General features: G+C 72.3%; 12 protein-coding genes. 3 read left to right on the top strand and 9 right to left on the bottom strand.

Features of this window, described 5'->3' with window-relative positions:
• Positions 1-452: 452 nt before the first annotated feature.
• From tyrS to argC, 9 genes are all read right to left on the bottom strand, one after another.
• Positions 453-1,730, bottom strand: a complete 1,278-nt coding sequence (gene tyrS / locus AB0C87_RS42715; protein WP_360361116.1) for a tyrosine--tRNA ligase — start codon at positions 1,728-1,730, stop codon at positions 453-455.
• Positions 1,731-1,860: 130 nt separating this feature from the next.
• Positions 1,861-2,496: a DNA-3-methyladenine glycosylase gene (locus tag AB0C87_RS42710; RefSeq protein ID WP_345178992.1), complete on the bottom strand. Its 636-nt coding sequence runs from the start codon at positions 2,494-2,496 to the stop codon at positions 1,861-1,863.
• A gap of 88 nt (positions 2,497-2,584) precedes the next feature.
• Complete coding sequence (gene argH / locus AB0C87_RS42705) at positions 2,585-4,003, bottom strand: argininosuccinate lyase (RefSeq protein WP_345178993.1); 1,419 nt, start codon at positions 4,001-4,003, stop codon at positions 2,585-2,587.
• A gap of 151 nt (positions 4,004-4,154) precedes the next feature.
• Entirely contained in the window at positions 4,155-4,694 is a 540-nt protein-coding gene (locus tag AB0C87_RS42700) for an arginine repressor (protein WP_345179206.1), read from the bottom strand.
• A gap of 8 nt (positions 4,695-4,702) precedes the next feature.
• The gene (argF, locus tag AB0C87_RS42695) at positions 4,703-5,620 is read right to left on the bottom strand and encodes an ornithine carbamoyltransferase (protein ID WP_345178994.1); all 918 of its coding nucleotides are present in this window, start codon (positions 5,618-5,620) and stop codon (positions 4,703-4,705) included.
• 2 nt (positions 5,621-5,622) lie between these two features.
• On the bottom strand, positions 5,623-6,816 hold the full coding sequence (locus AB0C87_RS42690) for an acetylornithine transaminase (RefSeq protein WP_360582276.1): 1,194 nt from the start codon (positions 6,814-6,816) through the stop codon (positions 5,623-5,625).
• Entirely contained in the window at positions 6,813-7,727 is a 915-nt protein-coding gene (gene argB, locus AB0C87_RS42685; RefSeq protein ID WP_353834779.1) for an acetylglutamate kinase, read from the bottom strand. Before argB ends, AB0C87_RS42690 begins: the two co-directional genes overlap by 4 nt.
• A 23-nt stretch (positions 7,728-7,750) precedes the next feature.
• On the bottom strand, positions 7,751-8,908 hold the full coding sequence (gene argJ / locus AB0C87_RS42680; protein WP_345178998.1) for a bifunctional glutamate N-acetyltransferase/amino-acid acetyltransferase ArgJ: 1,158 nt from the start codon (positions 8,906-8,908) through the stop codon (positions 7,751-7,753).
• Positions 8,905-9,933, bottom strand: a complete 1,029-nt coding sequence (gene argC / locus AB0C87_RS42675; RefSeq protein WP_360582278.1) for an N-acetyl-gamma-glutamyl-phosphate reductase — start codon at positions 9,931-9,933, stop codon at positions 8,905-8,907. The genes argJ and argC overlap by 4 nt, the downstream gene beginning before the upstream one ends.
• Before the next feature lie 165 nt (positions 9,934-10,098).
• Between argC and AB0C87_RS42670 the strand changes: the two genes are divergently transcribed.
• The 3 genes from AB0C87_RS42670 to AB0C87_RS42660 all read left to right on the top strand — a co-directional run bounded on the left by AB0C87_RS42670 (position 10,099) and on the right by AB0C87_RS42660 (position 12,641).
• A complete protein-coding gene (locus AB0C87_RS42670) occupies positions 10,099-10,596 on the top strand; it encodes a MarR family winged helix-turn-helix transcriptional regulator (protein ID WP_360582273.1) in 498 nt (165 codons plus the stop codon).
• Positions 10,593-11,561: an ABC transporter ATP-binding protein gene (locus AB0C87_RS42665; protein WP_345179000.1), complete on the top strand. Its 969-nt coding sequence runs from the start codon at positions 10,593-10,595 to the stop codon at positions 11,559-11,561. The genes AB0C87_RS42670 and AB0C87_RS42665 overlap by 4 nt, the downstream gene beginning before the upstream one ends.
• A 240-nt stretch (positions 11,562-11,801) precedes the next feature.
• Positions 11,802-12,641, top strand: a complete 840-nt coding sequence (locus AB0C87_RS42660) for an ABC transporter permease (protein ID WP_345179003.1) — start codon at positions 11,802-11,804, stop codon at positions 12,639-12,641.
• Positions 12,642-12,697 lie beyond the last annotated feature (56 nt).

The raw sequence follows: 12,697 nt of genomic DNA, 5'->3' as shown, positions 1-12,697 counted from the left end.
AGGCACTGGCTTTTAACACGCTGTTGAGTTCTCAAGAAACGGACACCCACCGCGCCGAACCCCGCTCTCGCGGACCCCGGCTCCGGGGCAACCCTTCAATCGTACCCGATCCGTCCCGGTTTAACCAACTTCGGGCGGTTCGGCCTCGTTAGTCCCTTTTGGGCGCGACGCAGCGCACCCATCCGGGTCTGTGGAGGTTTCCCCTCGGGGCCGGCCGCCTGTCGGCGTCCCGCTCCCCCGTGGGGCGTGTAGAACATTAGGTCCCGCCGCCGGGACCGTCAAATCGGCCGGCGCGGGGCATGTATCCGCAGCTCATCTCCTGTTTTCAGCCCTAAGACCATGCCCGGTCACGGTGCGCCGTAACCGCACTGTGACGTGTATCTACCGAAGTTTGCCCTCCTCATGACGACCGCCCGCCCGGAAAGGGTCCGGGCGGGCGGTCGGGAGGCGGTTCAGGAGGCGGTCACCTCGACGCCGCCCACGTTGCGCTTGCCGCGCCGCAGCACGAGGAAGCGGCCGTGGAGCAGGTCGGCGGACGCCGGCACCGCGTCCTCCGACTCGACCTTGGCGTTGTTGAGGTAGGCGCCGCCCTGGGCGATGGCACGGCGTGCCTCCGACTTGCTCTTGCACAGGCCGGACGCCACCAGAAGGTCCACCACCGGCGGCAGCTCTCCCGCGGGCACCTCCGCGCGGGGCACCTCGGAGAGGGCGGCCTGCAGCGTTCGCTCGTCCAGTTCCTCCAGGGAGCCCTGCCCGAACAGAGCACGGGAGGCCGCGATGACCCGCGCGGTCTCGTCCGCACCGTGCACGAGCGTGGTCATCTCCTCGGCGAGCGCCCGCTGCGGGGCCCGCGCGGCCGGACGGTCGGCGCCCTGCTTGACCAGGTCCTCGATCTCCTCGTGGGGACGGAAGCTGAAGAACTTCAGGAACTTCTCCACGTCCCGGTCGTCGGCGTTGATCCAGAACTGGTAGAACGCGTACGGCGACGTCAGTTCGGGATCGAGCCAGTAGGTCTCGCCGCCCGCGGTCTTGCCGAACTTGGACCCGTCCGCCTTGGTCAGCAGCGGCGTGGTCAGCGCGTGCGCGCTGCCTCCCTCCACCCGGCGGATCAGGTCGACGCCCGCGGTGAGGTTGCCCCACTGGTCGCTTCCGCCGGTCTGCAGCCGGCACCCGTGGCGCCGGTACAGCTCGAGGAAGTCCATGGACTGGAGCAGGACGTAGCTGAACTCGGTGTAGCTCATACCGGTGGAGTCGAGCCGGGCGCGGACGGTCTCGCGGGCCAGCATCCGGTTGACCGGGAAGTGCTTGCCGATGTCGCGCAGGAACTCGATGGCCGACATGGGGCCGGTCCAGTCGAGGTTGCTGACCATCGTCGCGGCGGTCGGCCCCTCGTCGAAGTCGAGGAACGCCGACACCTGCCCGCGGACCCGGTCGACCCAGCCGGCGACGGTCTCCTCGGAGTTCAGCACGCGTTCGGCGCTCTTGCCGCTCGGGTCGCCGATCAGGCCCGTGGCACCGCCGACCAGGCCGATCGGCCGGTGCCCGGCCTTCTGGAAGCGGCGCAGCGTGAGGATCTGGATGAGGTTGCCGAGGTGCAGCGAGGGCGCCGTCGGGTCGAAGCCGCAATAGAGGGTGACCGGTCCCGCGGCGAGCAAGGCCCGCAGTTCGTCCAGGTCGGTGGACTGCGCGATCAGGCCGCGCCACGCGAGATCATCCAGGATGTCGGTCACGGTCTCCCTCGTCTCCGGCTTGCATTCGGTGTACGCCCCCAGGCTGCACTGGCGGGCGGCTGTCACGCCAACGATATTCAACGTCCGCCGTGGCGGGGCGGCTACCGGCCGGCCTGGTGACCGCGCCGGGTCAGCCCTCGGCGGTGATCTTCCTGCGCTGCCTCGGGACGTGGGGGCGGTAGGGCGACACGCTGGGATCCCCGTCGATCCAGAACCGCCACGGGACCTCCTTGGCGCCGTTGACGCCGGTCCTGGGGCCGTTGCGGATCAGTGCGGGGTCGGCGGGCTCGCCCCTGAGCACCGCCATCGGTCCGCCGGGCGCGCACACGTCCAGTCCGTTCTGCTCGCGGGCGACGCCGAGGGCCTGGCAGAGCCGGGCCGGGCCGCGCGCCAGGTCGCGGACGGTCGAGCGCGGGCGGCGCGCCCGTGCGACGTCCTCCCCCGCGATGATCTCCCCGGCGCGCAGCAGCACCGCCATGGACGTCCCGTCCGGGCCGCACACGAGGTTCATGCAGAAGTGCATGCCGTAGGTGAAGTAGACGTAGACGTGCCCGGGCGGCCCGAACATGACCTCGTTGCGCCGGGTCCGGCCCCGGTAGGCGTGCGAGGCCGGGTCCAGCGGCCCCGCGTAGGCCTCCACCTCGGTGAGCCGGGCCGCCACCTCCCCCTCCGGGGTGCGGTGGCTGATCACGTGCCCGAGCAGCGCGGGCGCGACCTCCTCCACCGGGCCGTCGAAGAACTCGCGGGGCAGCAACGCTCCGTCCATCGCCTCACCGTGGTCTAGGGAACAGCTTCGCCGGTCGACCAGCCTAGGGGGCGGTCCGCACCGCGGCGGCCGCCCCCGTCCCGCCGGGTCAGGCGTCCGAGCCGGCGGCCCAGGCGGCGTGGCCGTTGACGAGGCTGCGCAGCGCGCCCATCTGCTCGCGGACGCGGTCGGGCGCCGTCCCCCCGTAGGCCTTGCGGGACGCGAGGGCGCCCTGGACGTTCAGCACCTCGCGGACGTCCGGCGTCAGGTGCGGCGACACCTTGCCGAGCTCCTCGTCGGTGAGGTCGTCGAAGTCCTTGTCGTTGACCTGGCACCAGACGACGAGGTGCCCGACGACCTCGTGGGCGTCGCGGAACGCCACGCCGCGGCGGACGAGCAGCTCGGCGAGGTCGGTGGCGAGGGCGAAGCCGTCCGGGGCGAGGGCCTCCAGCCGCTCGGTGTTGACCCGCATGGTCGCGATGAGCCCGGACATGGCGGGCAGCACGAGCAGCAGCGTCTCGACGGAGTCGAACGCGCCCTCCTTGTCCTCCTGGAGGTCGCGGTTGTAGGTGAGCGGGAGGCCCTTGAGGGTCGTGAGCAGGCCGACGAGGTGCCCGATGAGGCGGCCGGCCTTGCCGCGCGCCAGCTCGGCGACGTCGGGGTTCTTCTTCTGCGGCATGATCGACGACCCGGTGGCGTAGGTGTCGTCCATCTCGATCCAGCGGAACTCCTGGGAGGCCCAGAGGCACACCTCCTCGCCGAGGCGGGACAGGTGCACGCCGATCAGGGCGGCCGCGAAGAGGAACTCGGCGACGAAGTCGCGGTCGGCGACGGCGTCCATGGAGTTGGGCGCGGCGGCGTCGAAGCCGAGCTCGGCGGCGGTGGCCTGCGGGTCCAGCGGCAGGGAGGAGCCGGCGAGGGCACCGGAGCCGAGCGGGGAGACGGCCGCGCGGCGGTCCCAGTCGCGCAGCCGGTCGATGTCGCGGGTGAGCGGCTGGACGTGCGCGAGGAGCTGGTGGGAGAACAGCACGGGCTGGGCGTGCTGGAGGTGCGTCATGCCGGGCGCGGCGACGCCGAGGTTGTGCTCGGCCTGCGCGATCAGCGCGGTCTCCAGCTCCACCAGCCGCGAGACGATCTGGCGGACGTGGTCGCGCAGGTACAGGCGCAGGTCGGTGGCGACCTGGTCGTTGCGGCTGCGGCCGGCGCGCAGCTTGCCGCCGAGGGCGCCGAGGCGCTCCAGCAGGCCCCGCTCCAGGGCGGTGTGGACGTCCTCGTCGGCGACCGTGGGGCGGAACTCGCCGCTGCGGCACGCCTCCTCGAGGTCGTCCAGGGCACCGATCATGCGCTCCAGCTCGTCGTCGGTGAGCAGGCCCGCCCGGTTGAGGACGCGGGCGTGCGCGCGCGATCCCATCAGGTCGTACGGGGCGAGCCGCCAGTCGAACTGGACGCTCACCGAGAGCCTCGCGAGCGCGTCCGACGGGCCGCCTTCGAACCGGCCGCCCCACAGCCGCGTCGGTGCCTTGGTCACGGAGAATCCTCTACTTCCCACCGCTGGTCGTTCGGTCAACTGCCATCTCACCATGCCGCCTCTGCCGGGCACGGCACGGATTGCCCCCCGCGTGGATCGCCTGGCGGCTGCGTCCGCAACAGCGTACGGCGAATCCGCCGGGTCCCGCGGATCAGGACGGGTCGGGGTCGGGGCCGCCCGGCGGCCCCTGGGTTCGTCGCTCGCGCGTGCCGGTCAGCCGCAGCAGCGCCTGGGCGAGGTCCTCCCCGCCGTGCGGGTCGCGGGCGATCACGAGGATCGAGTCGTCGCCCGCGACCGTGCCGAGGACGGACGGCCACTCGGCGTGGTCGATCGCCGAGGCCAGGTACTGGGCGGCGCCCGGCGGGGTCCGCACCATGACCAGGTTCGCCGACGCCTCGGCCGACACGAGCAGTTCGGCGGCGAGCCGGGACAGCCGGCCGGTGAAGGTCTCGGCGGCGCCGGTGCGGGCGCGGCGGATCCGCTCGCCGCCCTCGCCGGGCACGGCGTAGATCAGGCTGCCGTCGTCGGCGCGGAGCTTCACCGCGCCGATCTCGACCAGGTCGCGGGAGAGCGTGGCCTGGGTGACCTCCACCCCCTCGTCGCCGAGGAGCTTGGCGAGCTCGCCCTGCGAGTGCACGGGGTGCCGGGTCAGCAGGTCGATCACCCGGGCATGCCGCGCGGCCTTGGTCATGGGGGTGGTCACCGGGCGCGCTCCAGGAGCCACACGAGCAGCGCCTTCTGGGCGTGCAGCCGGTTCTCGGCCTCGTCCCAGACCCGGCTGCGCGGGCCGTCGAGGACGGAGGCGGCGATCTCCTTGCCGCGGTAGGCGGGCAGGCAGTGCAGGACGACCGCCTCGGGATCGGCGAGGGCCAGCAGGTCCTCGGTCACCGAGTACGGCTCGTACAGCGAGGTGTCCTTGCCGTCCTGGCCCATCGACACCCACGTGTCGGTGGCGAGGACGTCGGCGCCGGATGCGGCCCCGGCGGCGTCGGCGGTGACGGTCACGGACCCGCCGGTCGCGGCCGCGATCTCCGTCGCGCGCCCGACGACCGCGGGGTCGGGCGGCTGGGAGGCGGGGGCGCCGATCCGGACGTGCATCCCGGCGGTGGCGCAGCCGAGCAGGTAGGAGTGCGCCATGTTGTTGGCGCCGTCGCCGAAGTAGGCGAGGGTGACGCCGGCGAGACCGCCCTTCTCCTCCCGGACGGTCTGCAGGTCGGCGAGGATCTGGCAGGGGTGGAACTCGTCGGTGAGGGCGTTGACGACCGGGACCGCGGTGCCGGCGGCCATCTCCTCGATGCGCTCCTGCCCGCCCGTCCGCCACACGATGGCGCTGACCTGGCGTTCGAGGACGCGGGCGGTGTCGGCGATGGTCTCGCCGCGGCCGAGCTGGCTGGTGCCCGCGTCCATCACCAGGGGGTTGCCGCCGAGTTCGGCGATGCCGGCGGCGAACGACAGCCGGGTCCGGGTGGACGGCTTGTCGAACAGCACGGCCACCGAGCGGGGGCCCTCCAGCGGCCGGTGGCCGAAGCGGTCCTTCTTCACCTGGGCGGCGAGGTCGAGGACCTCGGCCTGCTCGCCGGGGCCGAGGTCGTCGTCCCGCAGAAAGTGCCTGGTCACGATCAGTTCTCCTGCTCGGGGGAGGCGGCGTCGAGGATACCGGGGAACGCGTCGGCGAACGAGCCCGCCTGCTCGGCGGTCAGGATCAGCGGCGGGGCGATGCGCACCGCGTCCGGCTGGACCGCGTTGACGAGGAAGCCGGCGTCGCGCGCGGCGGCCTCCACGGCGGCCGCGTGGGGCCCGGTCAGCACGGCGGCCCGCCACAGGCCGCGGCCCCGCACGCCCGCGAACAGCGGATGGTCGACGGCGTCGAGCCCCGCGGCCAGGGTCTCCCCCACGGAGGCGGCGTTGGCGAGCAGGCCGTCCTTCTCGATGGTGGTGAGGACGGCGAGGGCGGCGGCCGCGGCGATCGGGTTGCCGCCGAACGTGCTGCCGTGGTCTCCCTTGGCGAACAGGTCGCCGTGGGGACCGAAGGCGACGCACGCCCCGACCGGCAGGCCGCCGCCGAGGCCCTTGGCGAGCGTGAGGACGTCGGGTCGGGCGTTCTCGTGCTGGAACGCGAACCAGCTGCCGGTGCGGCCGATCGCGGACTGGATCTCGTCGGCGACGAACAGCGCGCCCGCCGCGTCGCAGATCCGGCGGACGGCGGCGAAGTACCCGTCCGGCGGCGGGACGACCCCGGCCTCGCCCTGCGTGGGCTCCAGGAACACCGCCGCGCAGCCCTCGTCCACCGCGGCGTCGAGCGCGCCCGCGTCCCCGTACGGGACGAACCGGACGTCGATCGCGAAGGGCCCGAACGGCTCCCGGATCGCGGCCTTGCCGGTCAGGCTCAGGGCGCCGAGCGTCCGGCCGTGGAAGCCGTTCTCGGCCGCGACGACGTACGGGCGCCCGTTCGCCTTCCCGTACTTGAGGGCGAGCTTGAGCGCGCACTCGTTCGCCTCGGTGCCGCTGTTGGCGAGGAAGACCTTCCCGTCGCCGCCGAGCAGCTCCCGCAGCCGCTCGGCGAGCAGCACCTCCGGCTCGTTCAGGAACAGGTTGGACGTGTGCGCGATGGTCGCGGCCTGGGACGCCACCGCCTCGACGAGCGCGGGGTGGGCGTGCCCGAGCGAGCTGACCGCGATCCCCGCGATGAGGTCGAGGTACTCGCGGCCGCCGGCGTCCCACACCCGGCAGCCCTCGCCGCGCGCGAGCGCCAGGGGCGGGACGCCGTAGTTCGGCATGAACGCCGCCTCGAACCGCTCCCTCAGGTCGCTCACGGGGTCGCCTCCGCTCCGGCGGCGCCCGCGAGACTGGGCAGCACCATCGTTCCGATCCCTTCGTCGGTGAAGATCTCCAGCAGCAGCGAGTGCAGGACGCGACCGTCCAGGACGTGGGCCTGGGGGACGCCGCCGCGCACGGCCGCCAGGCAGGCCTCCATCTTGGGCACCATCCCCGCCGACAGGTCCGGCAGCAGGACGGCCAGCTCGTCGGCGGTGAGCCGGTCGATGACGTCGTCGCTGTCCGGCCAGTCCGCGTACAGGCCCTCGACGTCGGTGAGGACGACGAGCTTCGCCGCGTCCAGCGCCACGGCCAGCGCGGCGGCGGCGGTGTCGGCGTTGACGTTGTAGACCTCGCCGTCGTCGCCGCGCGCGACGCTGGAGATGACCGGGATGCGGCCGTCGTCCAGCAGCGCGCGCACGGCCCCGACCTGCACTTCGACGATCTCGCCGACCTGGCCGATGTCGACGCGCGCGCCGTCCACGACCGCGTGCTTGCGCTCGGCGGTGAACAGGTTCGCGTCCTCGCCGGACATGCCGAGCGCGAACGGGCCGTGCCGGTTGATCAGGCCGACGACGTCGCGCTGGACCTGCCCGGTCAGCACCATCCGGACGACCTCCATGGCCTCCGGGGTGGTGACCCGCAGGCCGGCGGTGAAGGTCGAGTCGATGCCGTTGCGGGCCAGCGCCGCGTTGATCTGCGGGCCGCCGCCGTGCACGACGACCGGCCTCAGCCCGGCGTAGCGCAGGAACACCACGTCCTCGGCGAAGGAGTGCCGCAGCCGCTCATCGGTCATCGCGTGCCCGCCGTACTTGATCACGACGGTCTTGCCGTGGAAGCGCTCCAGCCACGGCAGCGCCTTGATCAGGGTCTCGGCCTTGTCCATCACGCCGAGCCGGTTCTTGCGCATCTGCGCGCCCGGGGTGACGGCGCTCATGTGGAGTACGCCGAGTTCTCGTGGACGTACTCGGCCGTGAGGTCGGTCGTCCAGACGGTGGCGCTGTGCGGCCCGGCGGACAGGTCGACGGTGATCGTCACGTCGCGGGGACGCAGGTCGACCTTGTCGCGGTCGTCGCCGAACGAGCCGTTCCGGCACACCCACACGCCGTTGATGGCGACGTTGAGGTGGTCGGGCTCGAACACCGCGTCGGTGGTGCCGACGGCCGACAGCACCCGCCCCCAGTTGGGGTCCTCGCCGTGGATGGCGCACTTGAGCAGGTTGTTGCGGGCGACGGAGCGGCCGACCGTGACCGCGTCGTCCTCGGAGGCCGCGCCGACGACCTCGATCGCGATGGCCTTGGACGCGCCCTCGGCGTCCACGAGGAGCTGCCGGGTGAGGTCGCCGCACACCTCGGTGAGCAGCGCGGTGAACTCCTCCTCGTCCGGGACGACCTCGGCGGCGCCGGAGGCGAGCAGCAGCACGGTGTCGTTGGTGGACATGCACCCGTCGGCGTCGAGTCGGTCGAGGGTGACGCCGGTGGCCGCGCGCAGCGCCCGGTCCAGCGCGTCGGCGGGCAGGTCGGCGTCGGTGGTGACGACGCACAGCATGGTGGCCAGGGACGGGGCGAGCATGCCCGCGCCCTTGGCCATCGCGCCGATCATGTAGCCGCCGGCGCCCTGCCGGAAGGAGATCTTGGCGACGGTGTCGGTGGTGCGGATGGCGTCGGCGGCGGCGAGCCCGCCGTCTCCGCGCGACAGCTCGGCGGCGGCCTTGTCGACGCCGGTCAGCAGCAGGTCCATGGGCAGCCGCTCGCCGATCAGCCCGGTGGAGCAGACGGCGATCTCGCCCGCCGAGTCGTCCAGCACCTCGGCGGCCTTCTCGGCGGTGGCGTGGGTGTCCTGGAAGCCGGCGGCGCCGGTGCAGGCGTTGGCGCCGCCCGCGTTCAGCACGACGGCGCGGACGCGGGCGCCCTTGAGGACCTGCTCGGACCACAGCACGGGCGCGGCCCGCACGCGGTTGCGGGTGAAGACGCCGGCGGCCGCGCGGGACGGCCCGTCGTTGACGACGAGGGCCAGGTCGCGGTTGCCGCTGTCCTTCAGCCCGGCGACGACGCCGGCGGCGCGGAAACCCCGGGGGGCGGTGACGCTCAAGGGGACACTCCGATCGTGGTCAGGCCGAGTTCTTCCGGGAGGCCGAGGGCGAGGTTGGCGCTCTGCACCGCGCCGCCCGCGGTGCCCTTGGTGAGGTTGTCGACGGCGGCGACCACGACGACGCGTCCGGCCGCCTCGTCCAGCGCGACCTGCACGAGGACGGTGTTCGCGCCGAGGGTCATGGACGTGGCGGGCCACTGCCCCTCGGGCAGCAGCCCGAGGAACGGCTCGCCCGCGTACGCCTCCTCGTAGGCGGCGCGCAGCGAGGCGGCGGTGACGCCGGGACGCGCCTTCGCGGTGCAGGTGGCGAGGATTCCGCGGCTCATCGGCACGAGCGTGGGGGTGAAGGAGACCGAGACGGGTTCCCCCGCCGCCGCGCTGAGGTTCTGGATCATCTCGGGCGTATGCCTATGCGTGCCGCCGACGGCGTAGGCGGACACCGAGCCCATCACCTCGCTGCCCAGCAGGTGCGGTTTGAGGGCCCGTCCAGCGCCGGAGGTCCCCGACGCCGCCACCACGACGACGTCGGGTTCGGCGAGGCCCGCGACGAGCGCGGGGAACATCGCGAGGGAGACCGCCGTCGGGTAGCAGCCGGGGACCGCGACGCGCCTCGCGGAGCGCAGCGCCTCCCGGTGGCCGGGCAGTTCGGGCAGGCCGTAGGGCCAGGTGCCCGCGTGCGGGGTGCCGTAGAACCGCTCCCAGTCGGCGGGGTCGGCGAGGCGGTGGTCGGCGCCGCAGTCGATGACCAGGACGTCCTCGCCCAGCTGCTCGGCGAGCGGCCCGGACCGGCCGTGGGGCAGCGCCAGGAACACCACGTCGTGGCCGGACAGCGTGCCGGGGGTCGTCTCCTCCAGGACGCGTCCGGCGAGGGATCGCAGGTGGGGCTGGTGCGCGCCGAGCTCGGCGCCCGCGTTGGAGCCCGCCGTGAGCGCGCCGATCTCGAACTCTGGATGCCCCGCGAGGATGCGCAGCACCTCGCCGCCCGCGTAACCGCTGGCGCCGGCGACCGCCGTCCGGATTCCCATGTCCACTCTGCCCTTCTCCGACGTCAAGCAAGAGTATGCATGAGGCTGGATGCCTATTCAACGAAGGGTTACGTCATTCACACCGCTGAGACAAGCGCCACAGTCAGAAGTACTTAGGCCTCTAATGATTTGCTATCTAAACATCAGCGGTCTAACATCGCTCGCATGGAGAACCCCGGCCTCGACGACCTCAAGGCGTTCGGCCCCGTGGAGGAGTGGCCGATCGGGCGGCTCTTCGGCGCCGCGGCACGGCTGTCGGGCCCAATCGTGTGGCGCATCATCGAGCGGCACGGCATCAGCCCGGCGGGCTTCTTCCTGCTCCGCCTGCTCATCGTCGAGGACGGCCTGCGCCCCGGCGAGGTCGCCAAGCGCCTGATGGTCACCCCCGCCACGGTGACCTCGGTCGTCGACACGCTGGAGCGCAACGGGCACGTGCGGCGCGAGCGCTCCTACCGGGACCGGCGCGGCGTGATGCTGCTCATCACCGACTCCGGCCGGCGGTTCCTGGCCGAGAAGTCCGGTCCCATCGGCCGCGATCTGTCCCGCCTCTACGACGTCGTCGGCGAGGACGACGAGGCGGCCGTCCGCCGGTTCCTGCTCAAGCTGATCCAAAAATTCGAGAACTACTCCCCCGACGAGGAAGCGAAGGGAGACGGCGCGTGACCAATCCCCCCGAAACCGCCGTTCGCACGGTCGACCTGAGGAAGACCTACCCCGCGTCCGGCCCGCGGCCCGCGGTGCCCGCCGTCCAGGGCATCGACCTGGACGTCCCGCGCGGCGAGTTCTTCGGCCTGCTCGGCCCGAACGGCGCGGGCAAGTCGACCACCATCGGCATGCTCACCACGCTCGTCGTCCCGACCGGCGGCACCGCGAGCGTCTCCGGCCTGGACGTGGTCAGGGACGCCGTCGAGATCAAGCGCCGTATCGGCGTCGTCTCGCAGAACAACACCCTCGACAGCGACCTCACCGTCGCCGAGAACCTGGAGTTCCGCGGCCGGTACTTCGGGCTCGGCGCGCGGGACGCCCGCAAGCGCGCCGCCGAACTGCTGGAGCTGTTCGGGCTGACCGAGCAGCGCGGCGGCAACCCGTTCGAGATCTCCGGCGGGCAGGCCAAGCGGGTGATGATCTGCCGTGCCCTCATGCACGGCCCCGAGGTGCTGTTCCTGGACGAGCCGACCGCCGGGCTTGACCCGCAGACCCGCACCAACCTCTGGGAGGTGCTGCGGGGGCTCCAGAGGGGCGGCCAGACGATCCTGCTCACGACCCACTACATGGAGGAGGCCGAGGCGCTCTGCGACCGGGTCGCGGTCGTCGACCACGGCAGGATCCTCGCCAGCGGCACGGTGGACCAGCTGAAGTCCAGCGCCGGCGCGGACACGGTCATCACCGTGGCCTACGACTCCCCCGCCCCCGACGGGGTCAAGGCCCTCGGCGACAGGGAGGGCATCAGCAAGGTCGAGATCAACGACGGCCAGGTGCGCGTGTTCGCCGCCGAGCCCGACGGCATCCTCGGCGAGCTCGTGGAGATCGGGTCCGTGGCCGGCGTCGGAGTCACCGACGCCAGCCAGCTGCGTCCCAGTCTGGAGACCGTCTTCCTCGCCCTCACCGGAAGGGACTACCGCGATTGACCTCGCCCCTGCCGAAGCAACGGGCTTCAACCCTCGCGAGTCGAGCTTTCTGCTTCCCAGACGGCAGCCGACCCGAATGAACGGCGAGGGGCAGAGTGCTGCCCGTCGGTCTTACACCGGCTCCACAGACCTCACATCCCGCCAGCCCGGCGGTAGACCCGGTCGGTTTGGTTCTCACCGACCAAGCGTCACCACGAGTATCACTCCTGCCACGATTCGTGGCCGCGATGGAGGCAAGCAATGAGCACCACCGTTCTGGCACCGCCGCCGCCGGCGCGGGCCACCGTCCCCCGCACGTTCGCCGCGATGATGGCGCGCGAGGCGCGGGTCATGCGCAAGAACTTCCTGGCGACGTTCCTCCGGGTGCTGGTGCAGCCGGTCATGTTCGTGTTCGTGTTCGCCTACGTGCTGCCGAAGCTCGGCGGCGGGGCCATGGCGGGAGGGCCGGGCGGGCCGACGTTCTCCACCATCCTGCTCCCCGGGCTCGTCGGCTCGTCGATCATCATGCAGGCGATGATGGCGGTGATCTTCCCGCTGATGATGGAGCTGACCTGGCAGAAGTCGATCACCGACCGGGCGCTGGCGCCGGTGCCGGTGCCGCTGCTGGCCGTCCAGAAGATCATCGCGGCGGCGACGCAGGGCCTGATCGGCGGGCTGCTGGTGTTCCCCGCGGTGCTGTTCATCCACGCCGACGGCCAGTCGCCCGAGGTGCACGTGGACAACTGGCCGGTGCTGATCGCGGTGATGGTGGTCGGGGCGCTGATGTCGGCGTCCGGCGGGCTGCTGCTCGGGACCCTGATGAACCCGCAGAAGGTCCAGATGCTGTTCGCGATGGTCCTGCTGCCGATGACGATGCTCGGCTGCGTCTACTACCCCTGGTCGGCGCTGGACAACATCCGCTGGCTGCAGATCCTCAGCCTGTTCAACCCGCTGGTGTACGTGAGCGAGGGGCTGCGCAGCGCGCTCACGCCCGAGATCCCGCACATGCCGGTGTGGGCGTTCATGCTCGCCATCGTCGGCGGGACGGTCCTGCTGACGTGGGCGGCGACCCGCACCTTCACCAAGCGCGTGCTGACCTGACCTGAACCGCGGCGGCCCCGTGCGGAGACGTCTCCGCACGGGGCCGCCGCGGTTCA

The organism is Actinomadura sp. NPDC048021, from assembly GCF_040653135.1.
GTDB lineage: Bacteria > Actinomycetota > Actinomycetes > Streptosporangiales > Streptosporangiaceae > Spirillospora > Spirillospora verrucosospora.
Note: the sequence above shows the minus strand (reverse complement) of the source record. Positions and strands in the feature narration are given on the sequence as shown.

Coding starts and splice junctions, on each gene's coding strand:
- AB0C87_RS42700 (WP_345179206.1), bottom strand. CDS start 4,694: ATGACCAAGGCCGCGCGGCATGCCCGGGTGATCGACCTGCTGACCCGG.
- argC (WP_360582278.1), bottom strand. CDS start 9,933: ATGGGAATCCGGACGGCGGTCGCCGGCGCCAGCGGTTACGCGGGCGGC.
- AB0C87_RS42670 (WP_360582273.1), top strand. CDS start 10,099: ATGGAGAACCCCGGCCTCGACGACCTCAAGGCGTTCGGCCCCGTGGAG.
- AB0C87_RS42660 (WP_345179003.1), top strand. CDS start 11,802: ATGAGCACCACCGTTCTGGCACCGCCGCCGCCGGCGCGGGCCACCGTC.
- argB (WP_353834779.1), bottom strand. CDS start 7,727: ATGCGCAAGAACCGGCTCGGCGTGATGGACAAGGCCGAGACCCTGATC.
- AB0C87_RS42710 (WP_345178992.1), bottom strand. CDS start 2,496: ATGGACGGAGCGTTGCTGCCCCGCGAGTTCTTCGACGGCCCGGTGGAG.